This is a genomic window from Pseudomonas sp. JV241A (assembly GCF_900275665.1).
In the GTDB taxonomy this organism is placed as follows: domain Bacteria; phylum Pseudomonadota; class Gammaproteobacteria; order Pseudomonadales; family Pseudomonadaceae; genus Aquipseudomonas; species Aquipseudomonas wadenswilerensis.
This window is the reverse complement of the sequence record NZ_OPYO01000024.1, coordinates 36,437-63,399: the sequence shown is the minus strand read 5'-3', so window position 1 is coordinate 63,399 and position 26,963 is coordinate 36,437. Positions and strand designations below refer to the sequence as shown.

Sequence of the window (26,963 nt, the reverse complement as noted above, 5' to 3'; positions counted from 1 at the left end):
GGTTTCCGGCCATAAGGCCGCTGTAGAGGCGAAATCATGAAGACCACCCTCGACTTGCCTCTCCTGCCATTGCGCGATGTCGTCGTCTATCCGCACATGGTCATCCCACTGTTCGTGGGGCGCGAGAAGTCCATCGAGGCCCTTGAGGCCGCGATGACGGGCGAGAAGCAGATCCTTCTGCTGGCCCAGAAGAACCCCGCTGACGACGATCCAGGCGAAGATGCCCTGTACCGCGTCGGTACCATCGCCACCGTCCTGCAACTGCTGAAACTGCCCGATGGCACCGTCAAGGTGCTGGTCGAAGGCGAACAGCGCGGTGCGGTCGAGCGTTTCAACGAAGTTGACGGGCACATTCGTGCCGAAGTCTCGCTGATCGACGAGTCCCAGGCTGCCGAGCGCGAGTCTGAAGTCTTCGTCCGTAGCTTGCTGTCACAATTTGAACAATATGTTCAGCTGGGCAAGAAAGTCCCGGCTGAAGTCCTTTCGTCGCTCAACAGCATCGACGAACCCGGTCGTCTGGTCGACACCATGGCAGCGCACATGGCGCTGAAGATCGAACAGAAGCAGGAAATCCTCGAAATCCTCGACCTGTCTGCCCGTGTCGAACACGTGCTGGCGCTGCTGGATGCCGAAATCGACCTGCTGCAGGTCGAGAAGCGTATCCGTGGCCGGGTCAAGAAACAGATGGAGCGCAGCCAGCGCGAGTACTACCTGAATGAGCAGATGAAGGCCATTCAGAAAGAGCTCGGCGACAGCGAAGAAGGTCACAACGAAGTCGAAGAGCTGAAAAAGCGCCTCGACGCCGCTGGCCTGCCAAAGGATGCCTATGCCAAGGCCCAGGCCGAGCTGAACAAGCTCAAGCAGATGTCGCCGATGTCGGCCGAAGCCACCGTGGTGCGTTCCTACCTCGACTGGCTGGTGCAGGTGCCGTGGAAGGCTCAGAGCAAGGTGCGCCTGGACCTGGCCAAGGCCGAGGAAATCCTCGACGCCGACCACTACGGGCTGGAAGAGGTCAAGGAGCGCATCCTTGAGTACCTCGCCGTGCAGAAGCGGGTGAAAAAGATCCGTGGCCCGGTACTGTGCCTGGTAGGGCCGCCTGGCGTGGGTAAAACCTCGCTGGCCGAGTCGATCGCCAGTGCCACCAACCGCAAGTTCGTGCGCATGGCCCTCGGTGGCGTGCGTGATGAAGCCGAGATTCGCGGCCACCGCCGTACCTACATCGGTTCGATGCCCGGTCGTCTGATTCAGAAAATGACCAAGGTTGGCGTGCGCAACCCGCTGTTCCTGCTCGACGAAATCGACAAGATGGGCAGCGACATGCGTGGCGATCCTGCCTCGGCGCTGCTGGAGGTACTCGACCCCGAGCAGAACCACAACTTCAACGATCACTACCTGGAAGTCGACTACGACCTCTCGGACGTGATGTTCCTCTGCACCTCCAACTCGATGAACATCCCGCCAGCGTTGCTGGACCGGATGGAGGTCATCCGTCTGCCGGGTTACACCGAGGACGAGAAGATCAACATCGCGGTCAAGTACCTGTCGCCCAAGCAGATCAAGGCCAACGGCCTGAAGAAGGGCGAGCTGGAGGTAGACGTCTCGGCAATCCGCGACATCATCCGCTATTACACCCGCGAAGCCGGTGTGCGGGGCCTGGAGCGCCAGATCGCGAAGATCTGCCGCAAGGTGGTCAAGGAGCACTCCGGGCTCAAGCAAGTGGCGGTGAAGGTCACGGGCGAGCAGCTCGAGCACTACCTTGGCGTGCGCAAATACCGTTACGGTCTGGCCGAGCAGCAGGATCAGGTCGGTCAGGTCACTGGTCTTGCCTGGACCCAGGTGGGCGGTGAGCTGTTGACCATCGAGGCCGCGGTCATTCCGGGCAAGGGCCAGCTGATCAAGACCGGTTCGCTCGGTGATGTGATGGTCGAGTCCATCACTGCCGCGCAAACCGTCGTGCGCAGCCGGGCCAGGAGCCTGGGGATTCCTGCTGACTTCCACGAGAAGCGCGACACCCACATCCACATGCCCGAAGGTGCCACGCCCAAGGATGGTCCAAGTGCCGGTATCGGCATGTGCACCGCTCTGGTCTCGGCCCTGACCCAGATCCCGGTGCGTGCCGATGTGGCGATGACTGGCGAGATTACCCTGCGTGGTCAAGTGCTGGCGATTGGCGGTTTGAAGGAAAAACTGCTGGCCGCGCACCGTGGTGGAATCAAGACGGTGATCATTCCGGAAGAGAATGTGCGTGATCTGAAGGAAATTCCTGAGAATATTAAGCAGGATCTGCAGATTAAACCGGTCAAATGGATTGACGAAGTCCTCCAAATTGCGCTGCAATACGCCCCGGAGCCCTTGCCCGATGTGGCTCCGGAGATTGTCGCCAAGGATGAAAAGCGCGACAGCGATTCCAAGGAAAGAATCAGCACACATTAGTACGTATTTGGCTGGGGGGCTTTCTTGACAGTATTTTCAGGCCCTTGTTATAAAGCGGCACTTAAGTGTCAACAGGCCACCCAGCGCTCGTTTAGCTTTTCATTACATACTTAGAAACAAACTCAATAGAGATATAAGGGGACTTAGAGTGAACAAGTCGGAACTGATTGACGCTATCGCCGCATCTGCTGATATTTCGAAAGCTGCCGCTGGCAAAGCGCTGGACGCAGTAATTGATTCCGTCACCGGCGCCCTGAAGGCAGGTGACTCCGTGGTACTGGTAGGTTTCGGTACCTTCTCCGTCACCGACCGTCCAGCTCGCACCGGCCGCAACCCGCAAACCGGCAAGACCCTGGAAATCCCTGCCGCCAAGAAGCCTGGCTTCAAGGCTGGCAAGGCACTGAAAGAAGCCGTCAACTAAGTCGCTTCCTTCAGGCTCACGCCTAACCGAGCCAGGCTCACGCCTGGGCCGGCTGCCGAGCGCCGGGAGGCCTGATATCAGGTTCCCGGCGCTCGGCCAGTTACGAGAAGGCGCATCCTCGGATGCGCCTTTCTTCTATCAGGACTCTACCCACGCTCCACGGTTGGTTCATTCAGTACAACCGTTTCTGGGGGACGCATGCTGCAGAATATCAGGGACAATTCACAAGGTTGGATTGCCAAGACCATCATCGGTGTCATCGTAGCCTTGATGGCACTGACCGGCTTCGATGCCATCTTCCAGGCCACCACCAACAGCCAGGACGCTGCCAAGGTCAATGGCGACACGATCAGCCAGAACGAGCTGAGCCAGGCCGTCGACATGCAACGTCGGCAGCTGATGCAACAGCTGGGCAAGGATTTCGATCCGGCCATGCTCAACGAGCAAATGCTGCGTGAAGCCGCGCTCAAGGGGCTGATCGATCGCAAGTTGCTGCTCCAGGGCGCCGAAGACGCCAAGTTCGCTTTCTCCGAGGCGGCCCTCGACCAACTGATCCTGCAAACGCCTGAATTCCAGGAAGATGGCAAGTTCAGCGCCGAGCGTTTCGACCAGGTCATTCGCCAGATGGGCTACGGCCGTCTGCAATTCCGCGAAATGCTGGCCCAGGAAATGCTCATCGGCCAACTGCGCACCGGCCTTGCCGGCAGCGGTTTTGTCACCGATGACCAGGTCGACGCCTTTGCCCGCCTGGAAAAGCAGACCCGTGATTTCGCCTCGCTGACGTTCAAGGCCGACCCGGCCGCGGTCAAGGTCACCGACGAGCAGATCAAGGCTCACTACGACGAGCACGCCAAGGAATTCATGAGCCCCGATCAGGTCGTCATCGACTACATCGAGCTGAAGAAATCCGCGTTCTTCGACCAGGTTGAAGTCAACCAGGACGAGCTCAAGGCACTGTATGAGAAAGAAATCGCCAACCTCGCCGAGCAACGTCATGCCGCGCATATCCTTGTCGAAATCAACGACAAGGTGAACGAGGGCCAGGCCAAGGCCAAGATCGAAGAGATCCAGGCGCGTCTGGCCAAGGGCGAAAGCTTTGCCACCCTGGCCAAGGAATTCTCCCAGGACCCAGGCTCGGCCAGCAACGGCGGTGACCTCGGCTATGCCGGGCAGGGCGTCTATGATCCGGCCTTCGAAGATGCGCTGTATGCGCTGAACAAGGACCAGGTCTCGGGGCCGGTGCGTACCGAGTACGGTTTCCACCTGATCAAGCTGCTCGATGTGCAGGCGCCTGAAGTGCCAAGCTTCGACAGCCTGAAAGACAAGCTGACCCGTGAGCTCAAGACCCAGCAGGTCGAACAGCGCTTCGTCGAAGTGACCAAGCAACTGGAAGACTCGGCATTCGAAGCCTCCGACCTGGCCCAGCCGGCTCAGGAACTGGGCCTCAACGTGCACACCTCGCCAGCGTTCGGTCGCGAAGGCGGCGAAGGCATCACTGCCAACCGTGCCGTGATCCAGGCCGCGTTCAGCACCGAAGTGCTGGAAGAGGGTTCCAACAGCACGGCGATCGAGCTGGATCCGGAAACCATCGTGGTGCTGCGCGTCAAGGAACACCGCAAGCCTGAGCAACTGGGCCTTGAAGTCGTCTCCGAGAGCATCCGCAAGCACCTGGCCAAAGAGCAGGCGACTGCCGCTCTGAAGACCAAGGCCGATGCCCTGATCGCCGGTCTGCGCGATGGCAAGATTGCCCTGGCGGCCAGCCAGGATGGTCAAGCCTGGAAGGTCCAGGAAGCGGTGTCGCGCAGCCAGGAAGGTATCGACCCGGTCGAGCTGCAGGCGGTGTTCCGCATGAGCAAGCCAGAAGCCAAGGACAAGCCGGTGTACACCAGCGTCACCCTGGCGGACGGTAGCCTGGTGGTACTGCGCCTGAACGGCGTCAACGAAGGCGCTGCGGCCACTGAAGAAGAGAAGGCGACCTACCGCCGCTTCCTCGCTTCGCGTGCTGGCCAGCAGGACTTCGCGGCGTACCGCAAGCAGTTGGAAGCCAAGGCGGATATCACTCGCTACTGAGTGCTTGATGCTTGAAACAGAAAAGGCCGCTGATGCGGCCTTTTCTGTTTTCATCGCGGGGCAAGCCCGCTCCCACCGGTTTGTAGGAGCGGGCTTGCCCCGCGAAGAGGCTACTGAACGGCAGCTGGCGCCAGAAACGCCGCCTCCAGCAACTGCCGTGTGTACACATGCTGTGGGTCGGCAAAGATGTCTGCTGCCACCCCTTGCTCCACCACCTGACCTTGCTTGACCACCATCAGCTGATGACTGAGCGCCTTGACCACCGCGAGGTCGTGGCTGATGAACAGGTAGGTGAGGTTGTATTTGCTCTGCAATGAGCGCAGCAGTTCCACCACCTGGCGCTGCACGGTACGGTCCAATGCCGAGGTGGGCTCATCAAGCAGGATCAGCGCAGGCTTGAGCACCAATGCCCGGGCGATGGCAATCCGCTGACGTTGACCGCCGGAGAACTCGTGCGGATAACGATGCCGCGCCTGCGGGTCGAGCCCTACTTCCTGCAAGGCGGCAATGATCGCCTGTTCCTGCTCGGCGGCGCTGCCCATGCGGTGGATGCGCAGGCCTTCGCCGACAATATCGCTGACGCACATGCGCGGGCTGAGGCTGCCGAACGGGTCCTGGAAAACCACCTGCATCTGCCGGCGCAGGGGGCGTATCTGTTGCTGGGTCAGGTTTTCCAGGGCCGTACCCTGGAAGCGGATGCTGCCCTGGCTGCCGAGCAGGCGCAGGATCGCCAGGCCCAGGGTCGACTTGCCCGAGCCGCTCTCGCCAACGATGCCCAGGGTCTGGCCCTGGGGCAGATCGAAGTTGATGCCGTCGACCGCCTTGACGTAATCGACGGTGCGCCGCAGCAGGCCCTTCTTGATCGGGAACCAGACGCGCAGGTCCTCGACCTGCAGCATCGGTGCGCCAGGCGGGTTGCCGGCCGGGCCGCCGCTGGGCTCGGCTCCGAGAAGCATCTGCGTGTAGGGGTGTTTGGGGTTGCGGAACAGTTCTTCGCAATCGGCCTGTTCGACGATCTGGCCCTTTTGCATCACGCAGACCCGGTGGGCGATGCGCTTGACCAGGTTGAGGTCGTGGCTGATCAGCAGCAGGGCCATGCCCAGGCGGGCCTGCAGCGATTTGAGCAGTTCGAGGATCTTCAACTGCACGGTAACGTCCAGCGCCGTGGTCGGTTCGTCGGCGATCAGCAGGTCCGGCTCGTTGGCCAGGGCCATGGCGATCATCACACGCTGCCTCTGACCGCCTGAGAGCTCGTGTGGCAGCGCTTTGAGGCGTTTGTGGGGCTCCGGTATGCCGACCATCGCCAGCAGCTCCAGGGTGCGCTCAGTGGCCGCCTTGCCGCGCAGGCCCTTGTGCAGCAGGAGGATCTCGTTGATCTGCTTTTCGATGTTGTGCAGCGGGTTGAGCGAAGTCATCGGCTCCTGGAAGATCATCGCCACGCGGTTGCCGCGAATGCGCCGCATCTTTTTCTCGTCGAGGGTCAGCAGGTCGTTACCCTCGAACAGGATGTTGCCGCTCGGGTGCCGGGCCAGGGGGTAGGGCAGCAGGCGCAGGATCGAGTGCGCTGTCACCGACTTGCCCGAACCGCTTTCGCCGACCAGGGCCAGGGTTTCGCCGCGGCGGATGTCGAAGCTGACGCCTTCGACCACCCGCTGGCATTGATCGCCGGTGACGAACTCGACGGCCAGGTCGCGGACTTCGATCAAGGTTTCCTTGCTCATCTCATTTCCTCGGGTCGAAGGCATCGCGGGCGGACTCGCCGATGAACACCAGCAGGCTGAGCATCAGCGCCAGCACGGCAAATGCGCTCATGCCCAGCCAGGGCGCTTGCAGGTTGGACTTGCCCTGGGCTACCAGCTCACCCAGCGATGGCGCACCGGGCGGCAGGCCGAAGCCGAGGAAGTCCAGGGCGGTCAGGGTGCCGATGGCGCCAGTGAGAATGAACGGCATGAAGGTCATGGTCGAGATCATTGCGTTGGGCAGGATATGCCGGTACATGATCGCGCCGTTCTGCATGCCCAGTGCCCGCGCCGCACGCACGTATTCAAGGTTGCGTCCGCGCAGGAACTCGGCGCGTACCACATCCACCAGACTCATCCACGAGAACAGCAACATGATCCCCAGCAGCCACCAGAAGTTCGGTTGCACGAAACTGGCGAGGATGATCAACAGGTACAGCACCGGCAGTCCCGACCAGATTTCCAGGAAGCGCTGCCCGACCAGGTCCACCCAGCCGCCGTAAAAGCCCTGCAGGGCGCCGGCGATCACGCCGATGATCGAGCTGAGGATGGTCAGGGTCAGGGCAAACAGCACCGAGATACGGAAACCATAGATGACCCGTGCCAGCACGTCGCGGCCCTGGTCGTCGGTGCCCAGCCAGTTCTGCGCCGACGGCGGGGCAGGGGCCGGGACCTTGAGGTCGTAGTTGATGCTCTGGTAGCCGAACGGGATCGGCGCCCACAGCACGAAGCTGTCCTTGGCGGCGAGCAGCTCGCGGATGTACGGGCTCTTGTAGTTGGCTTCCAGCGGGAACTCGCCGCCGAACGTGGTTTCCGGGTAGCGCTTGAGCGCCGGGAAATACCATTCGCCGTCGTAGCGCACGGCCAGGGGCTTGTCGTTGGCGATCAGTTCGGCGCCCAGGCTCAGGCCGAACAGGATCAGGAACAGCCACAGCGACCACCAACCGCGGCGGTTGGCCTTGAAGCGCTCGAAGCGCCGGCGATTCAGAGGTGACAGGTTCATCTCAGTGCTCCCGGCTGTCGAAGTCGATGCGTGGGTCGACCAGGGTGTAGGTCAGGTCGCCGATCAGCTTCACCACCAGTCCGAGCAGGGTGAAGATGAACAGGGTGCCGAAGACCACCGGGTAGTCGCGGTTGATCGCCGCCTCGAAACTCATCAGGCCCAGGCCGTCGAGGGAGAAGATCACCTCGATCAGCAAGGAGCCGGTGAAGAAGATACCGATGAACGCTGAGGGAAAGCCGGCGATCACCAGCAGCATGGCATTGCGGAAGACATGACCGTAGAGCACGCGGTTGGGGCTCAGGCCCTTGGCCTTGGCGGTGACTACGTACTGCTTGTTGATTTCGTCGAGGAAGCTGTTCTTGGTCAGCAGGGTCATGGTTGCGAAGTTGCCGATCACCAGCGCGGTTACCGGCAGCACCAGGTGCCAGAAGTAGTCGAGCAACTTGCCGGTGGTGCTCAGCTCGTCGAAGTTGTTCGAGGTCAGGCCGCGCAACGGGAACCAGTCCAGGTAGCTGCCGCCGGCGAACAGCACGATCAGCAGGATGGCGAACAGGAAAGCGGGGATGGCGTAGCCGATGATGATCGCCGAGCTGGTCCAGACATCGAAGTGGCTGCCGTGACGGGTGGCCTTGGCGATTCCCAGGGGGATCGACACCAGGTACATGATCAGCGTGCTCCATAGCCCCAGGGAGATCGACACCGGCATCTTTTCGATGATCAGGTCGATGACCTTGGCATCGCGAAAGAAGCTGTCGCCAAAATCCAGCCGGGCGTAGTTCTTGATCATGATCCACAAGCGTTCCGGCGCCGACTTGTCGAAGCCGTACATCTGCTCGATTTCCTTGATCAGTGCCGGGTCCAGGCCCTGGGCGCCGCGGTAGTTGGAGCCGGCCACGGAGACTTCGGCGCCGCCACCGGCGATACGGCTGGTGGCGCCCTCGAAGCCTTCGAGCTTGGCGATCATCTGTTCCACCGGGCCGCCGGGGGCGGCCTGGATGATGATGAAGTTGATGATCAGGATGCCCAGCAGGGTCGGGATGATCAGCAGCAAACGGCGAAAGATATAGGCCAGCATGCTATTGCGCCCCTTCGGCCGGTTGCGCATCGGGTGCCGGGTTCAGCGGCACCACCGGCTCGACATCCGGCTTGATCCACCAGGTGTTGATGCCGATGTCGTACTTGGGCGAAACCTTGGGGTGGCCAATGTGGTTCCAGTAGGCCACGCGCCAGGTCTTGATGTGCCAGTTGGGGATCACGTAGTAGCCCCATTGCAGCACCCGGTCCAGGGCCCGTGAGTGCTCGATCAGGCTTTGCCGCGAGTCGGCGTTGATCAACTGCTCGACCAGGGTGTCGATGGCCGGGTCTTTCAGGCCGATGAAGTTGCGGCTGCCGGGATTGTCGGCGGCGGCGCTTTGCCAGAACTCGCGTTGCTCGTTGCCCGGGGAGTTGGACTGCGGGTAGCCGCCGACGATCATGTCGAAATCCCGCGAGCGCAGGCGGTTGATGTACTGGGAGACGTCCACGCGGCGAATGACCAGGTCGATGCCCAGGTCCGCCAGGTTGCGCTTGAACGGCAGCAGGATGCGTTCGAACTCGGTCTGCGCCAGGAGAAATTCAATGGACACCGGCTTGCCCTGGGCGTCGACCATCTTGTCGTCGACAATGCGCCAGCCAGCCTCCTGCAGCAGCTTGTAGGCCTTGCGCTGCTGTTCGCGGATCATGCCGCTGCCATCGGTAACCGGGTTGGCAAAGGCCCGGGTGAACACCGGGTCGGGGATCTTGCCGCGCAGCGGTTCGAGAATCTTCAGCTCGGCGGCGTCGGGCAGGTCGCGGGCGGCCATGTCGGAGTTCTCGAAGTAGCTGCGGGTGCGGGTGTAGGCACCGTTGAACAGCTGCTTGTTGGTCCATTCGAAGTCCAGCAGCAGGCTCAGTGCTTCACGTACCCGTACATCCTGGAACAGCGGGCGGCGAATGTTGTAGATAAAGCCCTGCATGCCGGTCGGGTTGCCGTTGGGCAACTCTTCGAGGATCAGGCGCTTCTGCCGCACTGCCGGCACGTCATAGGCGGTGGCCCAGCTCTTCGCTGCGGTTTCCAGGCGGTAGTCGAACTGGCCGGCCTTGAGCGCTTCGAGGGTGACTGCGCTGTCGCGGTAGTAGTCGGTGGTCATCTCGTCGAAGTTGTAGAAACCACGGTTGACCGCCAGGTCCTTGCCCCAGTAGTCCTTGACCCGCTCGTAGCGGATCGAGCGCCCCGGCTTGACCTCGGCGACCTTGTACGGGCCGCTGCCCAGGGGGATTTCCAGGTTGCCCTTGGTGAACTCGCGGCTTTCCCAGAAGTGCTTGGGCAATACCGGCAACTGGCCGAGGATCAGCGGCAGTTCGCGGTTGTTGCTGTGCTTGAACTTGAACAACACCCGCTGCGGGTCTTCGGCGATCACTTCGGCGACATCGGCGTAGTAGCCGCGGTACAGCGGTGCGCCGTGCTTGATCAGGGTGTTGAAGGTGAACACCACGTCTTCGGCGTGCATCGGGTGGCCGTCATGAAAACGCGCTTCGGGGCGCAGGTAGAAGCGCACCCAGCTGTTGTCCGGGGCTTTTTCGATCTTGCCGGCGACCAGGCCGTACTCGGTGAAAGGTTCATCCAGGCTCTGGGTCATCAGGGTGTCGTAGATCAGGCCGATGTCGTCGGCGGCTACGCCCTTGTTGATGAACGGGTTGAGGCTGTCGAAACCGCCGAAGCCGGCCTGGCGAAAGGTGCCGCCCTTGGGCGCGTCGGGGTTGACGTAGTCGAAGTGCTTGAAGCTGGCCGGGTATTTCGGCGCTTCGTCGTAGAGGGTCAAGGCGTGTTGCGGTGCAGCCAGTGCCTGGCCGCCAAGGCAGGCCAGCAGCAGTGCGCAGGCCTTCAGGCGCAGGCGGGACATTGGCATCATTGGGCTTTCTCCGAAGGCTTGATCCACCAGCTATTGAGCCCCAGGGTGTAGGGCGGCGTGGCCACAAAGGCAAAGCGATTGCGGTAGGCCAGGCGGTGGTTGTCGAGATACCAGTTGGGAATCATGTAGTACTGCCACAGCAGCACCCGGTCCAGGGCGCGCGCCGCAGCCACTTGGTCTTCGCGACTCTGGGCGGCCAGCAGGGTGTCGAGCAGGTGATCGACCACCGGGTCTTTCACGCCAGCATAGTTCTTGCTGCCCTTGGTCGAGGCCTGGCTTGAGTGAAAGTACAGCCATTGTTCAAGGCCCGGGCTCAGGGTCTGGTTCAGGGTCATCAGAATCATGTCGAAATCGAACTGGTCCAGGCGTTGTTTGTACTGGGCCCGGTCTACGGTGCGCAAGCGCGCTTCGATGCCGATACTGGCGAGATTTTCGACATAAGGTTGCAGGATCCGTTCAAGGTTCGGATTGACCAGCAACAGCTCCAGCTTCAAGGGTTGCCCGGCGCTGTTGAGCAGGCGCGGCCCTGTGAGCTTCCAGCCGGCCTGGCCGAGCAGGTCGAGGGCCTGGCGCAGGGTCTGGCGGTTGATGCCACGCCCGTCGGTGTGGCTGACCTTGTACGGCTCGGTGAACAGCGCTGTGGGCAGTTGCTTGCGGTAAGGGGCCAGCAGCAGCCACTCCTTGCCCACCGGCAGGCCGCTGGCAGCGAACTCGCTGTTGGGGTAGTAGCTGCTGGCGCGTTGGTAGGCGCTGCTGAACAGGGCGCGGTTGGTCCATTCGAAGTCGAGCATCAACCCCAGTGCCTGACGCACCCGCGCATCGCTGAAGGTCGCCCGGCGGCTGTTCATGAACAGGCCCTGGGTCTGGGTCGGGATCTTGTGCGGGATCTGCGCCTTGATCACATCGCCGCGACGTACCGCCGGGAAGTTGTAGCCGTTGGCCCAGTTCTTCGCCTGGTGCTCGATGTAAATGTCGAACTCGCCGGCCTTGAAGGCTTCGAAGGCCACCGCGCTGTCGCGATAGAACTCGTACTCGACGCGGTCGACGTTGTACTTGCCGCGGTTGACCGCCAGGTCCTTGCCCCAGTAGTTCTTTACCCGCTCGAACACCAGGCGCCGCCCCGGCTGCACCTGGGTGATGCGGTACGGGCCGCTGCCCAGCGGCGGCTCGAAGGTGGTGGCCTTGAAGTCGCGGCCTTTCCAGTAATGCGCCGGCAGCACCGGCATCTCGCCCAGGCGCAGGATCAGCAGCGGATTGCCGGCGCGCTTGAAGACGAAGCGGATGCGTCGCGGGTTGAGGATGTCGACGCGCTGTACTTCCTGCAGGTTGGTCCGGTAGATCGGGTGACCTTCCTTGAGCAGGGTGCGATAGGAGAACGCCACGTCGGCGGCGGTGATCGGCTTGCCATCGTGAAAATGCGCCTCGGGGCGCAGGTTGAACACCACCCAGCTACGGTCGTCGCTGTATTCGACGGAGCCTGCGATCAGGCCATAGCTGGACGTGGCCTCATCGCCGGACGGGTCGTACTGGCCGGTGCCGACCATCAGGGTTTCGTTCAGCTCGCTCACCCCGTACTGCAGGAAGTTCGGCGTGGTGACCGGGCTTGAGCCCTTGAAGGTATAGGGGTTGAGGGTGTCGAAGGTGCCAAATGCCATGGCCCGCAAGGTGCCGCCCTTGGGCGCTTGCGGATTGACCCAGTCGAAGTGGGTGAATTTGGCTGGATACTTGAGCGTGCCGAACTGGGCGTAACCGTGGCTTTCGCTGATTGTCGCGCCCGCGGGAAAGCTCAAGGCCAGGCTGAGTGACAGCAACAGGAGGGGACGTATCAAGTCGAGATCCGATCCAGGCGGCTTGGGCTTTATTCCAGCTACAGTAACAGCTTGTATCGACTGGAAAAAGAGTGCCGCGTGGGGCGGGGCAGGCGGCTCCGGTCACTGACCGGAGCGCGGACCTCAATGGTTGAGGTAGACGGTCAGGGTCTGGCCCGGCTTGAGGGCGTGGCCGCTGCGTGGATTCCAGCGCTTGAGGTGCTGCATCTCGACGTTGAAGCGCTTGGCCACCAGGTACAGCGAGTCGCCTTTGCGCACCTTGTACTGGGTGGATTTCTTCTGGTTCTTCGCGCCAACCGGCTGGGCGTTCTGCATCACCAGGGTCTGGCCGGCCTTGAGGTTCTTGCCGGAGAGCTTGTTCCAGCGTTGCAGGTCCTTGACGCTGACCTTGTTGGCCTTGGCGATGCTGGCCAGGTTGTCGCCACGCTTGACCCGGTAACGGCTGTTGCGGATCGTGGTGGTGCGCGGCGCAGCCTCGGCCAGGGCGGCTTCGAATACGGCTTTTTTCGGCTGCAGGCTGAGCAGCTCTTCAGGCTTCATGTTCGACAGCGAGGCGGTCAGCAGTTGCGCCTTGGCGGTCGGCACCAGCAGCTGCTGCGGGCCGTCGACGGTCATGCGCTTCTTGAACGCCGGGTTGAGCTGGAACAGTTCGTCTTCGTCGATCTCGGCCAGGGCGGCGACTCGCGACAGGTCGAGGCGATCCTTGATCGCCACGGCCTCGAAGTAGGGTTCGTTGGCAATCGGGTTGAGGTTGACGCCATAGGCCTGCGGTGTCATCACCACCTGCGACAGGGCCAGCAGCTTGGGTACGTAGTCGCGGGTTTCCTTCGGCAGCGGCAGGTTCCAGTAGTCGGTTGGCAGGCCGAGCTTCTCATTGCGCTCGATGGCGCGGCTGACCGTGCCTTCACCGGCGTTGTAGGCCGCCAGGGCCAGCAGCCAGTCACCGTTGAACATGTCGTGCAGACGGTTCAGGTAGTCCAGCGCGGCGTTGGTCGAGGCGGTGATGTCGCGACGGCCATCGTAGAAGCGGGTCTGGCGCAGGTTGAAGTAACGCCCGGTGGAGGGGATGAACTGCCACAGGCCTACCGCATGGGCCCGCGAATAGGCCATGGGGTTGTAGGCGCTCTCGATCGCCGGCAGCAGGGCCAGCTCCAGCGGCATGTTGCGCTCTTCGAGGCGTTCGACGATGTAGTGGATGTACAGGCTGCCACGGTCGCCGGCGTTCTCGAGGAACGAGGGGTTGCTGGCGAACCACAGGCGCTGCTGTTCGATACGCGGGTTGACCGCAACGCCGTCCTGCAGCACAAAGCCCTGGCGCATGCGTTCCCAGACGTCCTGAGGCGCCTGCTCGACCGGCTTGACCGGTACGATCAGCGGTTTCTGCTTGGCCCGTGCCTGGTAGTTGTGCGCGCGAACGCTGTCGGATTCGTCGACTTGACGGGTGCTCTGGCAGCCCACGAGAGTGGCGGCCAGGGCTAGCGCACTGGCTTGGGCCAGGCGCGTCAGGGCGACGGAATTGAAGGTTCTGCGGCTATTGGACGACATTGGCTGGGACGAAGTTCCGGGCAAAAATGTCGGGCGATTCTAGAAAGCGGCCCCCCAACGGTCAACCTTTCAGAACTTTCCGTCACCAGCAGGGGCTGTTTAGAACCTATCTTTCCAAGCACGTAACCCAGCAAAAACAGCACTTGGCGTGGGGTTTATCGGGCCATTCCGTTCGTCTAGTTTTTCTTTAACGGATGTTTCGGTGGTCCGCAGGAAAGGGTTTGTCAGCTTTTCCAGGTCCAGGGTTGACGGCAACGTGATGCGATCCTGCGCCCTTAACTGGGTAACGTCGGCAAAGCGTTGGGCAATGTGCGGGTTGCCAGGCTCCACGGCCTGGGCAAAGCGCAGGTTGCTGAGGGTGTACTCGTGAGTGCAATACACCAGGGTCTCGCCAGGCAGGGCGGCCAGGCGTTGCAGGGAGTGGTGCATCTGCTCCGGCGTGCCTTCGAAGAGGCGCCCGCAACCGGCGGCGAACAGGGTATCGCCACAGAACAGCACGGGCGTGGCCGTCTGCTGGCAATAATAGGCAATGTGTCCCAGGGTGTGTCCAGGCACGGCGATGATCTGGAAATCCAGACCCAGAACGCGCACGCTGGCGTTGTCGTCGAGGGCCTGGTCGCGGCCGGGGATGCGCTCGTGGGCAGGGCCGTACACGGTGGCGCCGGTTTGCGCCTTGAGCTGCTCGACGCCACCGACATGGTCGTGATGGTGATGGGTAACGAGGATGTCGCTCAGTTGCCAGCCGGGATGGCGTTCAAGCCAGCCCAGTACCGGTGCTGCATCGCCCGGATCGACCACCGCGCAACGCTGGTTGGCAGAATCTTGTAACAACCAGATGTAGTTATCGTTGAAAGCGGGCAGGGCATCGATCTGTATCATGGTGCGATTCGCCAAACGGTGGACATGGGTGCATCTTAGTAGCTATGCGCGCTGTCGAGAACCTTCAAGGGAGACTGCAATGACCGATCAAGCCTTCGCCCAGGCCGATCCGCAGTGGCTGGAGCTGATCAGCCTGGCCCGCGACTGGTTCGCCGGCCCCCTCGGGCAACTTATGCTCAAGGAGGAGCAACGCCTGCTCGAGGAAGAACTGGGGCGTTACTTCGGTGGTTACCTGGTGCACTACGGCCCCTGCGCCGAAGCGCCGCCCAAGGCCCCGCAGGTGCAGCGCAACGTGCGCTTGGGCGCGCCGCTGCCCGGGGTCGAGATTGTCTGCGAAGAACAGGCCTGGCCACTGAGCGAGCATGCCGCCGATGTCGTGGTGCTGCAGCATGGCCTGGACTTCAGCCTGTCACCCCATGGCCTGCTGCGTGAAGCCGCGAGCAGCGTGCGCCCGGGCGGCCATCTGCTGATCGTCGGTATCAACCCCTGGAGCAGTTGGGGCGTGCGCCGGGTGTTTGCCCATGATGCCCTGCGCAAGGCGCGCTGCATTTCCCCGTCGCGGGTTGGCGACTGGCTCAACCTGCTGGGCTTCGCGCTGGAGAAACGCCGCTTCGGGTGCTATCGTCCGCCGCTCGCATCCCCCGCCTGGCAACAGCGCCTGGCCGGTTGGGAGCGGATCGCCGGTGGCTGGCAGAGTGCCGGTGGCGGTGTCTACCTGCTGGTGGCGCGCAAGATGGTGGTCGGCTTGCGGCCCCTGCGCCTGGAGCGCCGTGAGCCGATGGGCAAGCTGCTGCCGCTGCCGATGGCCAAGGTCAACCGGCGCCATTCCGAACCCTGAGCTCCGGGCCCCAAGGGCACGGGGTCAAATCATTGATGAAAAGGCTGTAAATGAGCGATAGCGTCGAGATCTTCACCGATGGTGCCTGCAAGGGTAACCCTGGCCCGGGCGGCTGGGGCGTGCTGATGGTATGCAAGGGCGTCGAAAAGGAACTGTGGGGCGGCGAACGCGAGACCACCAACAACCGCATGGAACTGATGGCGGCGATCAAGGGCCTGGAAGCACTCAAGCGCGAGTGCGAAGTGCTGCTGGTCACCGACTCCCAGTACGTGATGAAAGGCATCAACGAATGGATGGTCAACTGGAAGAAGCGCGGCTGGAAAACAGCCGCCAAGGAACCGGTAAAGAATGCCGACCTCTGGCAGTTGCTCGATGAGCAGGTTGGCCGTCACAAGGTGACCTGGAAATGGGTACGCGGGCACATTGGCCACCATGGCAACGAGCGCGCCGACCAGTTGGCCAACCGTGGTGTTGACGAGGTCCGTGGCCTGCGCTGAGCACACCGGCCGCCACTCCTCCTTGAGCTGAGGTAGAATGGCCGGCTTTTCACCAGACTGTACGCGGCAGGAGACCATCGGCGTGGAGATTCAGAACAACAGGTCGGTCGTCCTCGACACCGAAACCACCGGTATGCCGGTGACTGACGGACACCGGGTCATCGAGATCGGGTGTGTCGAGCTGATGGGGCGGCGCCTGACCGGACGGCACTTCCACGTCTATTTGCAGCCGGACCGCGAAAGTGACGAGGGGGCCATCGGCGTCCACGGTATCACCGACTCCTTCCTGCTCGACAAGCCGCGATTCGCCGAAGTCGCCGATGAGTTCTTCGAGTTCATCCAGGGCGCCCAGCTGATCATCCACAACGCGGCGTTCGACGTTGGCTTCATCAACAACGAATTCGCCTTGCTCGGCCAGCACGACCGCGCCGACATCTCCCAGCACTGCACCATCCTCGACACCCTGATGATGGCCCGCTCGCGCCATCCGGGACAGCGCAACAGCCTCGACGCGCTGTGCAAACGTTATGGCGTCGACAACTCCGGCCGTGAGCTGCACGGCGCACTGCTCGACTCCGAACTGTTGGCCGACGTCTACCTGAGCATGACCGGTGGCCAGACCAGCCTGTCGCTTGCCGGGCATGGTGCCGATGGTGAGGAAGAGGGTGACGACAACCGCGGCAGCGAGATCCGCCGCCTGCCCGCCAGCCGCCAGCCAGGGCGGATCATTCGCGCCACCGAGCAGGAGCTTGAACTGCACATGGCGCGTCTGGAGGCCATTGCCAAGTCAGCCGGTGGCCCGGCGCTGTGGCAGCAGCTGTCCGAAGCAAACTGAGGCAATTTGCCGCGCAGGGGCGCTGGCGACCTTCTACCCTGAGGTGACAAAGCTGTTACCCGGAGGAAGCGCCCGCCCATGTACAAGGACCTCAAGTTCCCCGTCCTGATCGTGCATCGCGATATCAAGGCCGATACGGTCGCAGGCGAGCGTGTTCGCGGTATTGCCCAGGAGCTGGCCCAGGACGGCTTCACCATCCTGCCGGCCGTCGATTACGCCGAAGGCCGCCTGGTCGCCGCGACCCATCATGGCCTGGCGTGCATGCTGATTGCCGCCGAAGGTGCTGGCGAAAATACCCACCTTTTACAGAACATGGTCGAGCTGATTCGCCTGGCCAGGGTGCGCGCACCGCACTTGCCGATCTTCGCCCTGGGCGAGCAGGTGACCCTGGAGAATGCTCCCGCCGATGTCATCAGTGAGCTTAACCAGCTGCGCGGCATCCTCTACCTGTTTGAAGACACCGTGCCGTTTCTCGCCCGCCAGGTGGCGCGGGCTGCGCACAGTTATCTGGATGGCCTGCTGCCGCCGTTTTTCAAAGCGCTGGTGCAGCACACCGCGCAATCGAACTACTCATGGCACACTCCCGGCCATGGCGGTGGCGTGGCCTATCGCAAAAGCCCGGTCGGCCAGGCCTTTCACCAGTTCTTCGGGGAGAACACCCTGCGCTCGGACCTGTCGGTGTCGGTCCCTGAGTTGGGCTCGCTGCTCGACCACACCGGGCCCCTGGCAGCTGCCGAGGCGCGGGCGGCAAAGAACTTCGGCGCCGACCATACTTTCTTCGTGATCAACGGCACTTCGACCGCCAACAAGATCGTCTGGCACTCGATGGTCGGCCGTGATGACCTGGTGCTGGTGGACCGCAACTGCCACAAGTCGGTGGTCCACGCGATCATCATGACCGGGGCCATCCCCTTGTACCTGTGCCCCGAACGCAACGAGCTGGGCATCATCGGGCCGATCCCGCTGAGTGAGTTCAGCCCGGTATCGATCCAGGCCAAGATCCAGGCCAATCCTTTGGCCCGGGGTCGCCCGCCCAAGGTCAAGCTGGCGGTGGTAACCAATTCCACCTACGACGGGCTGTGCTACAACGCCGAGCTGATCAAGCAGGAACTGGGCAACAGTGTCGAGGTGTTGCACTTCGATGAGGCCTGGTATGCCTATGCGGCGTTTCACGAGTTCTTCCGCGGGCGCTACGCCATGGGCACTTCGCGCAGCGCCGACAGCCCGCTGGTGTTCAGCACGCATTCGACCCACAAGCTGCTGGCGGCCTTCAGCCAGGCTTCGATGATCCATGTGCAGGACGGCGGTGCCCGGCAGCTGGACCGCGATCGCTTCAACGAAGCCTTCATGATGCACATTTCCACGTCGCCGCAGTACAGCATCCTCGCCTCGCTGGATGTGTCGTCGGCGATGATGGAAGGCCCGGCCGGGCGCTCCTTGCTGCAGGAAATGTTCGATGAGGCGCTGAGCTTTCGCCGGGCCATGGCCAACCTGCGTGAGCACATGGCTGCGGATGACTGGTGGTTCAGCATCTGGCAGCCACCGCTGGGTGAGGGTGCAAGGCAGGTCAAGACCGAAGACTGGCTGCTGCAGCCCCAGGCCGACTGGCATGGTTTTGGCGATGTCAGTGACGACTACGTGCTGCTCGACCCGATCAAGGTCACCCTGGTGATGCCGGGCCTCAGCGCCGGCGGTGCCTTGAGCGAGCACGGGATTCCGGCCGCGGTGGTCAGCAAGTTTCTCTGGGAGCGCGGCCTGGTGGTGGAGAAGACCGGGCTTTACACCTTCCTGGTGCTGTTCTCGATGGGCATCACCAAGGGCAAATGGAGCACGCTGCTGACCGAGCTGCTCGAGTTCAAGCGTAACTACGATGCCAATACCGATTTACTCGAAAGCCTGTCCTGTGTCGCCGGTCTCGATCCTGTGCGCTACCAAGGGTTGGGGCTGCGGGATTTGTGTGACCAACTGCATGCCTGTTACCGCAGTAATGCCACTGCCAAGCAGCTCAAACGGCTGTTCACGCGCTTGCCTGAAGTGGTGATGAAACCCGCCGATGCCTATGACCGGATGGTGCGCGGGGAGGTCGAAGCGGTACCGATCGAGCAGTTGCTCGGGCGAATCGCTGCCGTGATGCTGGTGCCCTATCCGCCGGGAATTCCGTTGATCATGCCGGGGGAGCGCTTTACCGAGGCGACGCGTTCTATCATCGACTACCTGGCTTTTGCCGCCGCCTTTGACAGCGGTTTTCCCGGGTTTGTCGCGGATGTGCATGGGCTGCAGCATGAAACCACAGCGCAGGGGCGGGTCTATACCGTCGATTGCATCAAGGTGTGAGCAGGGTCAGGGAATACGGATGATTTCCACACCACTCTGTACCAGCTCGAAGCGATCTTCACCCAGGTGGTTGACCCGGTCGCCGATTGCCAGCCTATAGGTAGTAATCGGCAGGGGTGCGCCACTACCGTCGGCCTGCAGGGTGGCTTCCTGGAACTCATGAACGGGATAGATGCGGCCCTCTGCGTCCCGTGCATGAAACTGTCCGACCAGTACTGCTGTCATTTACCGTGCAACCTCTGAAGAAATAAGGATCTGTCAGGCATAGACCACTGTTTTGCCTGGTAAGTTTTGCCCGCCTGGAAAAAAACTTCAGGGCCGCACGGGATCATCTATACCTACAACTCCCTTTGTTCTCCACGTCAGGAAATTGCCATGAGCCAGGTGTACTCAGTCGCCGTCGTCGTCGGCAGCTTGCGCAAGGAATCCCTCAACCGCAAGGTCGCCCGTGCGCTGGCGGAGCTCGCGCCGTCCAACCTCAAGCTGCACAACGTCGAAATCGGCGAGCTGGCCTTGTACAACGAAGATATCGACGCCAATCCGCCACAGGCCTACAAGACCTTCCGCGAGCAGATTCGCAGCAGTGATGCGGTGCTGTTCGTGACCCCGGAGTACAACCGCTCGGTGCCGGGGGTATTGAAAAATGCGATTGATGTGGGCTCGCGGCCTTATGGCCAGAGCGCCTGGAGTGGCAAGCCGGGGGCGGTGATCAGCGTGTCGCCGGGGGCGGTGGGCGGCTTTGGCGCCAACCATCACCTGCGCCAGTCGCTGGTGTTCCTCGATGTGCCGTGCATGCAGCAGCCGGAAGCGTACATCAGCGGGGCAGGGACGCTGTTCGATGAGCACGGCAAGCTGTCGGAGAAGACCCGGCCATTCCTGCAGACCTTTATCGACAAGTTTGCCGTGTGGGTCGAGCGTCACCAGAAGTGAGGCAGCTAATCGCGGGGCAAGCCCGCTCCTACCTGTAGGAGCGGGCTTGCCCCGCGATGGTGGGGTTACACCGCCTGCGGCATCTCGCCTCGCGCCAGGCGCTTGTTGATGTCGGCAATCACTTGCGGCAACTCGTTGATGGTGTCGATCAGGTAGTGCGGGCGCGAGCCTTCGAACAGCGCATGAATGCGCTTGCGCTCGCTGTCGAGCGTCTCCAAGGCCAGGGCGCGGTAACCTTCGTAGGTCAGGCCCAGGGCGTTGCCCGAACACACCAGCGCCACCGTCCACATGCCGGCACGACGGCCTTCGAGGATGCCCGGCACAGTGTCATCGACCTTGACGCAGGCGGCGACATCATCGATCCCCAGGGCAATCACATTGGCCAGGGCCTGGGCCGGCCATGGGCGGCCGTTCGGAGTTTCGTCGGTAGCCACCACATGATCGGCCACGTAGCCGTTCTGCGCGGCCAGCTCCACTACCTTGTCCATCACCACTTTCGGGTAGCCCGAGCACGAGCCGATCTTCAGGCCATCTTTGCGCAGCCCGGTCAGGGTCTCGAGGGCGCCTGGGATCAGCGCCGAGTGCACGGCAATCTTCTCGATCTGCAGGGGCATGAAGCGTTCGTAGAGGGCGGTGACGTCAGCATCGGTCGGCGTGCGGCCGAACACCTTGCGGTAGCGCTCGGCGATCTGTGGCTGGTCGCACAGGGTGCGGATGTGGTCCCACTTGCCCATGCCCATCGGGCCGCGGGCTTCTTCGATGGACACCTCGACATCGAATTCGGCGAAGGCCTCGACGAAGATCTGGGTCGGGGCGAAGGAGCCAAAGTCGACCACGGTGCCGGCCCAGTCGAGGATCGCGGCTTGCAGGTGTGTCGGGTTGCTGTAGTTCATGTTCAGGGTTCCTTGAGCGGGTGGTTTCGCTGATCAGGTAGAAAGAATTCGAGGTGTCAGATGTCCAGCACTTCCATTTCCCGCAGGACCTCGGCGATGGCGTTGACCGCAGCCTGCATGCCGTCCGGGCCAACGCAACCGATGCAGCCGACGCGGAAGGTTTCGACCTGGGTCAACTTGCCCGGGTAGAGGATGAAGCCCTTGGCCTTGACCCGCTCGTAAAAGTCCTTGAACTGGTAGCGCGGATCGTTCGGGGCATGAAAGGTGACGATGATCGGCGCCTGGATCTCGGCTGGCAGGAAGCTGTGCAAACCGATGGCGGCCATGCCGTCGAGCAGGGTCTTGCAGTTGCTGGCGTAACGCCGATGACGCGCGGGCAGGCCGCCTTCTTCGTTGTATTGCAACAAGGCTTCGTGCAGCGCCGCCACCACGTGGGTCGGCGGGGTGAAGCGCCATTGGCCGGTTTTGGCCATGTAGGCATGTTGGTCCTGCAGGTCCATGGCCAGCGACGGTGAGTTGCCTGCGGCGGTGGCCAGCGACTGTTTGTTGGCAAACACGAAGCCCATGCCGGGTACGCCTTCCAGGCATTTGCCTGAGGCGGCGATCAGGGCATCGAACGGCACTTGGCGGGCATCGATCGGCAAGGCGCCGAACGAACTCATGGCATCGATGATCAGGCGCTTGCCGTGGCCGGCGATAACCCGGGCGATCTCAGGCAGCGGGTTGAGAATGCCGGTACTGGTTTCGCAATGAATCAACGCCACGTGGGTGATGCTGCTATCGGCGGCCAGCAGGCGATCGACGTCAGCAGCGGTAGTGGGCTCGTCTTCGGCGGTTTCGAAAGTGCTGTAGGCGCGCCCCAGCACCTTGCAGATCTTCGCCAGGCGCTGGCCATAGGCGCCATTGATCAGCACCAGGACCTTGCCGTCGCGAGGCACCAGGGTGCCGATGGCGGCTTCAACGGCAAAGGTGCCGCTGCCTTGCAGGGGCACGCAGTGGTGGCTGTCGGCACCGTTGACGATGGCCAGCAGTTGCTCGCAGAGGCTTGCGGTCAGCTGGTTGAAATCGCGGTCCCAGGAGCCCCAGTCGACCATCATCGCTTGGCGGGTACGGGCCGAGGTGGTCAGGGGGCCGGGGGTCAGCAGGATAGGGGCGTTACTCATTCCGGTAATCCTCACAAGCGGTGGGCTGAATCTACGGGGCCTAAGTTGCAATTCCGTGCGCTATCAATCAAATTGTTTGTTGTTATGCCAGCCATAAGTCAGGCCGATAGATATGAACCTGTTCCAGCTCCGCGCCTTCGATGCAGTGGCCCGTGAGGGCAGCTTTACCCGCGCCGCCAACCGCCTGTTCATCAGCCAGCCGGCGGTGACCGGGCATATCAAGGCGTTGGAGGAGCATTACCAGATCACCCTGCTGCGCCGCACCGCCCGGCGGGTAGAACTGACCGAGGAGGGCATACGCCTGGCGGCCATCACCCGCGCCATGTTCGGTCTGGTCGAAGAAGCGCAGGTGATGCTTGAGGCCAACCGGCAGTTGCTCACCGGGCGTCTGGAAGTGGCCGCTGACGGCCCGCACCGGGTCATGCCGATGCTGGCGCAACTGCGTGCGGCTTACCCGGGCATCACCGTCAACCTGCGCCTGGGCAACGCCCAGGAAACCCTGGCGGCGCTGCTCTGCGAGCATGCCGACGTGGCGGTCCTGACCGAAGTCGAACCGCGCAAGGGCCTGTACCTGCAAAGCCTCGGTGATTCACGGATCTGCGCTTTGCTACCGGCCGGGCACGTTTGGGCGGGCAGTACAGGTGAGCTGCAGTTGAGGGAACTGGACGCACAGATCATGGTGCTGCGCGAACCCAGCTCGATCACCCGCCGCACGTTCGATCAGGCCTGCAGTGAGGCCGGTGTTCAGCCGCGGGTGCTGCTGGAGCTCGACAGCCGCGAAGCAGTGACTGAAGCCGTGGCGGCCGAGCTTGGCATTGGCATCGTATCTTCGATGGAAATCAGCCATGACCCGCGGGTGGTGGCGCGGCCCATTGCCGGAGCGGGGCTGGTCAACCAGCACATGATCGGCTGCCTGGAACGGCGTCGCGAACTGCGTCTGATCCAGGCGTTTCTCAGCCTGGCGCCGGTGGTATGAGGAGGTGCTGGCATTTTCCGGGCGGGCCTCTAAGATGGCGGTCAAACAAGACGGGCAAGGCGAAAGACTGCTGATGGCGGAGAAAGACACCATCTCCATGCAACTGGTGCGTGAAGCGCTGCTGGAAAGTTGCGCGCCGGGTGCGCCGAGCCAGGCCTTGCTCAATCGCGTCGGTATCGACCCGGCGCAGTTGGACCAGGCCCAGGCGCGGGTACCGGCCAGCGCCTATGCGCAGCTTTGGCGTTTGCTGGCCCGGCGTTGCCACGATGAATTTTTTTGCATGGACCCACGCGGCCTGCGCACGGGTAGCCTGGCCTTTCTCTGTCGCTCATCTATGGCTCAGCCGACCCTGGGTGCAGGGCTCGAGACCGCCCTGACTTTTCTCGGGCTGATGCTCGAGCATCTGCAGCCGGTGCTGGTGCGCCAGCAGAGCCTCGCGGAAATTGTCATCGGCGAGCCGCAGGATGCGCCGCGCAGGCCCTTTACCTACTTCACCTTCTGGATGATCGTGCATGGCGTGGCCTGCTGGCTGGCCGGGCGGCGCATTCCGATCCTGGCCATCGAGCTGCGCTGTGCCGAGCCGCCGTTCTGCGACGACTACCGGGTGATGTTCTCGGAAAACCTGCAGTTCGGCCGTCCACGCACGCGGATGATCTTCGCCGCCGATTGCCTGGACCTGCCACTCAAGCGCACGCCGGAAGAGCTCCAACGCTTTCTGGCCGAGGCACCGGCCAACATTCTGGTCAAGTACCGCGACCCGGACAGCCTGGCCCGGCGTATCAAGGCAACGCTGCGTCGGTTGCCAGCCGGGGAGTGGCCGGAAACCGAAGCGCTGGCCCAGCAACTATGCATATCGGCCTCGACCCTGCGCCGGCGCCTGGCCGAAGAGGGCACGACCTACCAAGCCCTCAAGGACAGCGTGCGCAAAGAGCTGGCGATCACCTGGCTGGCAGAAGCCGAGGTCGGTTTCGCCGAGATTGCCGCGCGCTTGGGTTTCGCCGACACCAGCTCGTTCTACAAAGCCTTTCGCAAGTGGACCGGCTCCAACCCCGGTCATTACCGCAGCCTGATCCTGCCCCACGACATCTGACTGGCCAAACCAGTCATCCAGATTGACAGCTTTGACCATTGTCCCGGCAGGTGTCTGGCGCGACTATCTTCAGATCAATCGTTTTATTCCAACAATAAAAAACGAGGAGTCTGGCGATGCGTGATTACCGTGCCGCGGCGCAAGGATTCAACTACCCGCATACCGCTGCGGCTGCCCTGCAAGGCAGCCTTGAAGCGCTCAACGCCTGCGTCGAGTGCTGCGACCGGCATGTCGGCGGCAATCGTATTGCACTGAACTGCGAAGGCCGCGAGGGTAGCAGCGCCCAGTACAGCTTCGAGCAACTGCAGCAATCTGCCGCGCGCCTGGCCAATGTGCTCAGGGCTCAGGGTGTAGGCGCCGGCGACCGGGTTGCCGGCTTGATGCCGCGTACGGTCGAGTTGCTGATCACCGTGTTGGCCACCTGGCGCCTGGGCGCAGTCTACCAGCCGCTGTTCACCGCTTTTGGCCCCAAGGCTATCGAACACCGGCTGGAACAGTCCGGGGCCAAGGTGGTGGTCACCGAGCCGCTCAATCGCAGCAAGCTCGACGAGGTCCATGACTGCCCGACAATCATCTGTGTTGGTGCCGCCAACGACGCCAGCGATATCGACTTTCACATGGCGCTGGCAGCAGCCGATGATCATTGCGAGCCGGTGCTGCTGGGGGGCGACGCACCGTTCCTGCTGATGTTCACTTCCGGCACTACCGGCCCGGCCAAGCCGCTGGAAGTGCCGCTGCGGGCCATCGTCGCCTTTCAGGGCTACATGCGCGATGCCATCGACCTGCGCCCTGAAGACAACTTCTGGAACCTTGCTGATCCTGGCTGGGCCTACGGGCTTTACTACGCCGTGACCGGGCCGCTGGCCCTGGGCCATGCCACTACCTTTTTCGATGGACCGTTCAGCGTCGAAAGTACCTGTCGGGTCATCAACAAGTACGCGATCAGCAACCTGGCGGGCTCGCCCACCGCCTATCGCCTGTTGATCGCTGCCGGCAGCGAATTCAGCGCGCCGATCAAGGGCCGCCTGCGGGTGGTCAGCAGTGCCGGCGAGCCGCTCAACCCGGAAGTGATCCGCTGGTTTGCCGACGAGCTGGGAGTGACCATCCACGACCATTACGGGCAGACCGAACTGGGCATGGTGCTGTGCAACCACCACGGCCTGGAGCACCCGGTGCACCTGGGGGCGGCCGGCTTTGCCATTCCCGGCCACCGTATCGTGGTGCTGGATGAGCAGCACAATGAACTGCCAGCCGGGCAGCCGGGCATTCTCGCCGTGGACCGCGAGCAGTCGCCGCTGTGCTGGTTTGCTGGCTACCACGGTTTGCCGACCAAAGCCTTCGTCGGCAGGTACTACCTGAGCGGTGACACCGTGGAGCTCAACCCCGATGGCAGTATCAGCTTCGTTGGCCGCAGTGATGATGTGATCACCACCTCCGGCTACCGGGTCGGGCCGTTCGATGTCGAGAGCGCTCTGATCGAACACCCGGCGGTGATCGAGGCCGCCGTGGTTGGCAAACCGGACCCGGAGCGTACCGAACTGATCAAGGCGTTCGTGGTGCTGGCAAGCGCTCAGCAACCCAGCGAAGAACTGGCCGAGGCACTAAAGCAGCACGTCCGCCAGCGCCTGTATGCCCACGCCTATCCACGGGAAATCGAATTCGTCAGCGAGCTGCCCAAGACCCCGAGCGGCAAGCTGCAGCGTTTCATCCTGCGCAACCAGGAAATAGCCAAACAACAAGCCGCGCTGGCTTCGACTGCCAGCGCCTGAGGAACGACCATCATGCAGATTGCCAACAAGAACTTCATCGTCAGCGGCGCAGCTTCCGGGCTGGGCGCCGCTACCGCACAGATGCTCATCGAGGCTGGAGCCCAGGTGATGCTGGTCGACCTCAATGCCGAGGCGGTCGCTGCCAAGGCCCAGGCGCTGGGTAGCAAGGCGCACTTTGCGGTTGCCGATATCAGTCAGGAGAGCGCCGCCAAGGCCGCGGTCGATGCCGCCGTTGCCGCGTTCGGCAGTCTCCATGGCCTGATCAACTGCGCCGGTATCGTCGGCGCCGAAAAGGTCCTGGGCAAGAATGGCCCCCATGGCCTGGACAGCTTCAGCCGGGTGATCAACGTCAACCTGATCGGCAGCTTCAACCTGCTGCGCCTGGCCGCTGCAGCCATGGCCGAAGGTGAAGCGGGCGCTGATGGTGAGCGTGGGGTGATCATCAACACCGCCTCGATTGCCGCCTACGACGGCCAGATCGGTCAGGCCGCCTACGCCGCCTCCAAGGGCGCGATCGCCAGCCTGACCTTGCCTGCGGCCCGTGAACTGGCGCGCTTCGGCATCCGTGTGATGACCATCGCACCGGGCATTTTCGAAACCCCGATGATGGCCGGCATGACCCAGGAAGTGCGCGATTCTCTGGCGGCCGGAGTACCGTTCCCGCCACGCCTGGGCCGCCCGCAGGAATACGCTGCGCTGGCCCGCCACATCATTGAAAACAGCATGCTCAACGGTGAGGTGATCCGTCTTGACGGCGCCTTGCGCATGGCTGCCAAGTAATTTTCGGAG

The 26,963-nt window shown here is 62.5% G+C and carries 22 protein-coding genes; 12 read left to right on the top strand and 10 right to left on the bottom strand.

Features of this window, described 5'->3' with window-relative positions; translation table 11 throughout:
* Nucleotides 1-36 precede the first annotated feature (36 nt).
* The 3 genes from lon (at nt 37) to JV241A_RS15855 (ending at nt 4,924) form a co-directional block, all read left to right on the top strand.
* Nucleotides 37-2,433, top strand: a complete 2,397-nt coding sequence (gene lon / locus JV241A_RS15865) for an endopeptidase La (protein WP_115087903.1) — start codon at nt 37-39, stop codon at nt 2,431-2,433.
* Between the two features lie 148 nt (nt 2,434-2,581).
* Nucleotides 2,582-2,854 carry an HU family DNA-binding protein gene (locus JV241A_RS15860; RefSeq protein ID WP_115087902.1) on the top strand — a complete coding sequence of 91 codons (273 nt, stop codon included), beginning with the start codon at nt 2,582-2,584 and terminating at the stop codon, nt 2,852-2,854.
* Between the two features lie 198 nt (nt 2,855-3,052).
* Nucleotides 3,053-4,924, top strand: a complete 1,872-nt coding sequence (locus tag JV241A_RS15855) for a SurA N-terminal domain-containing protein (RefSeq protein ID WP_115087901.1) — start codon at nt 3,053-3,055, stop codon at nt 4,922-4,924.
* A 110-nt stretch (nt 4,925-5,034) separates the two neighbouring features.
* On the opposite strand, the gene JV241A_RS15850 is transcribed toward JV241A_RS15855, so the two are convergent.
* The 7 genes from JV241A_RS15850 to gloB all read right to left on the bottom strand — a co-directional run bounded on the left by JV241A_RS15850 (nt 5,035) and on the right by gloB (nt 14,849).
* Nucleotides 5,035-6,645, bottom strand: coding sequence for an ABC transporter ATP-binding protein (locus JV241A_RS15850; protein ID WP_134063466.1), 1,611 nt, complete (start codon nt 6,643-6,645; stop codon nt 5,035-5,037).
* Between the two features lies 1 nt (nt 6,646).
* Nucleotides 6,647-7,666, bottom strand: coding sequence for an ABC transporter permease (locus JV241A_RS15845; RefSeq protein ID WP_115087899.1), 1,020 nt, complete (start codon nt 7,664-7,666; stop codon nt 6,647-6,649).
* Between the two features lies 1 nt (nt 7,667).
* Nucleotides 7,668-8,741, bottom strand: a complete 1,074-nt coding sequence (locus tag JV241A_RS15840) for a microcin C ABC transporter permease YejB (RefSeq protein ID WP_134063464.1) — start codon at nt 8,739-8,741, stop codon at nt 7,668-7,670.
* A 1-nt stretch (nt 8,742) separates the two neighbouring features.
* The gene (locus JV241A_RS15835) at nt 8,743-10,596 is read right to left on the bottom strand and encodes an extracellular solute-binding protein (protein WP_134063462.1); all 1,854 of its coding nucleotides are present in this window, start codon (nt 10,594-10,596) and stop codon (nt 8,743-8,745) included.
* Nucleotides 10,593-12,425 carry an extracellular solute-binding protein gene (locus JV241A_RS15830; protein WP_205125915.1) on the bottom strand — a complete coding sequence of 611 codons (1,833 nt, stop codon included), beginning with the start codon at nt 12,423-12,425 and terminating at the stop codon, nt 10,593-10,595. The genes JV241A_RS15835 and JV241A_RS15830 overlap by 4 nt, the downstream gene beginning before the upstream one ends.
* 123 nt (nt 12,426-12,548) lie before the next feature.
* Entirely contained in the window at nt 12,549-13,970 is a 1,422-nt protein-coding gene (locus JV241A_RS15825; protein WP_115087896.1) for a transglycosylase SLT domain-containing protein, read from the bottom strand.
* Nucleotides 13,971-14,069: 99 nt separating this feature from the next.
* Nucleotides 14,070-14,849 (bottom strand): hydroxyacylglutathione hydrolase, encoded by a 780-nt coding sequence (gene gloB, locus JV241A_RS15820; protein ID WP_115087895.1) that lies wholly within the window; start codon nt 14,847-14,849, stop codon nt 14,070-14,072.
* Between the two features lie 79 nt (nt 14,850-14,928).
* Between gloB and JV241A_RS15815 the strand changes: the two genes are divergently transcribed.
* The 4 genes from JV241A_RS15815 to JV241A_RS15800 all read left to right on the top strand — a co-directional run bounded on the left by JV241A_RS15815 (nt 14,929) and on the right by JV241A_RS15800 (nt 19,353).
* On the top strand, nt 14,929-15,687 hold the full coding sequence (locus JV241A_RS15815; protein WP_115087894.1) for a methyltransferase domain-containing protein: 759 nt from the start codon (nt 14,929-14,931) through the stop codon (nt 15,685-15,687).
* Between the two features lie 50 nt (nt 15,688-15,737).
* Nucleotides 15,738-16,184 (top strand): ribonuclease HI, encoded by a 447-nt coding sequence (gene rnhA / locus JV241A_RS15810; RefSeq protein ID WP_115087893.1) that lies wholly within the window; start codon nt 15,738-15,740, stop codon nt 16,182-16,184.
* An 88-nt stretch (nt 16,185-16,272) separates the two neighbouring features.
* Nucleotides 16,273-17,019, top strand: a complete 747-nt coding sequence (dnaQ, locus tag JV241A_RS15805; RefSeq protein ID WP_275670887.1) for a DNA polymerase III subunit epsilon — start codon at nt 16,273-16,275, stop codon at nt 17,017-17,019.
* Nucleotides 17,020-17,097: 78 nt separating this feature from the next.
* Entirely contained in the window at nt 17,098-19,353 is a 2,256-nt protein-coding gene (locus JV241A_RS15800; protein ID WP_134063458.1) for an arginine/lysine/ornithine decarboxylase, read from the top strand.
* 6 nt (nt 19,354-19,359) lie between these two features.
* Here JV241A_RS15800 and JV241A_RS15795 read toward each other — a convergent pair whose 3' ends face one another.
* A complete protein-coding gene (locus JV241A_RS15795) occupies nt 19,360-19,578 on the bottom strand; it encodes a hypothetical protein (RefSeq protein WP_115087890.1) in 219 nt (72 codons plus the stop codon).
* 150 nt (nt 19,579-19,728) lie between these two features.
* On the opposite strand from JV241A_RS15795, the gene JV241A_RS15790 reads away from it, so the two are divergent.
* Nucleotides 19,729-20,283: an NAD(P)H-dependent oxidoreductase gene (locus JV241A_RS15790; RefSeq protein WP_115087889.1), complete on the top strand. Its 555-nt coding sequence runs from the start codon at nt 19,729-19,731 to the stop codon at nt 20,281-20,283.
* Nucleotides 20,284-20,348: 65 nt separating this feature from the next.
* Here the strand turns inward: JV241A_RS15790 and phnX are convergent, their stop codons facing one another.
* Nucleotides 20,349-21,176: a phosphonoacetaldehyde hydrolase gene (gene phnX / locus JV241A_RS15785; protein ID WP_134063456.1), complete on the bottom strand. Its 828-nt coding sequence runs from the start codon at nt 21,174-21,176 to the stop codon at nt 20,349-20,351.
* Between the two features lie 56 nt (nt 21,177-21,232).
* Nucleotides 21,233-22,339, bottom strand: a complete 1,107-nt coding sequence (locus JV241A_RS15780; RefSeq protein WP_134063454.1) for a 2-aminoethylphosphonate--pyruvate transaminase — start codon at nt 22,337-22,339, stop codon at nt 21,233-21,235.
* A 112-nt stretch (nt 22,340-22,451) separates the two neighbouring features.
* Here JV241A_RS15780 and JV241A_RS15775 point away from each other — a divergent pair, with 112 nt between their 5' ends.
* The 4 genes from JV241A_RS15775 (at nt 22,452) to JV241A_RS15760 (ending at nt 26,954) form a co-directional block, all read left to right on the top strand.
* On the top strand, nt 22,452-23,315 hold the full coding sequence (locus tag JV241A_RS15775; RefSeq protein ID WP_134063452.1) for a LysR substrate-binding domain-containing protein: 864 nt from the start codon (nt 22,452-22,454) through the stop codon (nt 23,313-23,315).
* A gap of 73 nt (nt 23,316-23,388) precedes the next feature.
* A complete protein-coding gene (locus JV241A_RS15770) occupies nt 23,389-24,405 on the top strand; it encodes an AraC family transcriptional regulator (protein WP_134063450.1) in 1,017 nt (338 codons plus the stop codon).
* A 116-nt stretch (nt 24,406-24,521) separates the two neighbouring features.
* Nucleotides 24,522-26,174, top strand: a complete 1,653-nt coding sequence (locus JV241A_RS15765) for an AMP-binding protein (RefSeq protein ID WP_115087885.1) — start codon at nt 24,522-24,524, stop codon at nt 26,172-26,174.
* A gap of 12 nt (nt 26,175-26,186) precedes the next feature.
* A complete protein-coding gene (locus JV241A_RS15760) occupies nt 26,187-26,954 on the top strand; it encodes an SDR family NAD(P)-dependent oxidoreductase (RefSeq protein ID WP_134063448.1) in 768 nt (255 codons plus the stop codon).
* The last annotated feature ends 9 nt before the right edge of the window (nt 26,955-26,963 follow it).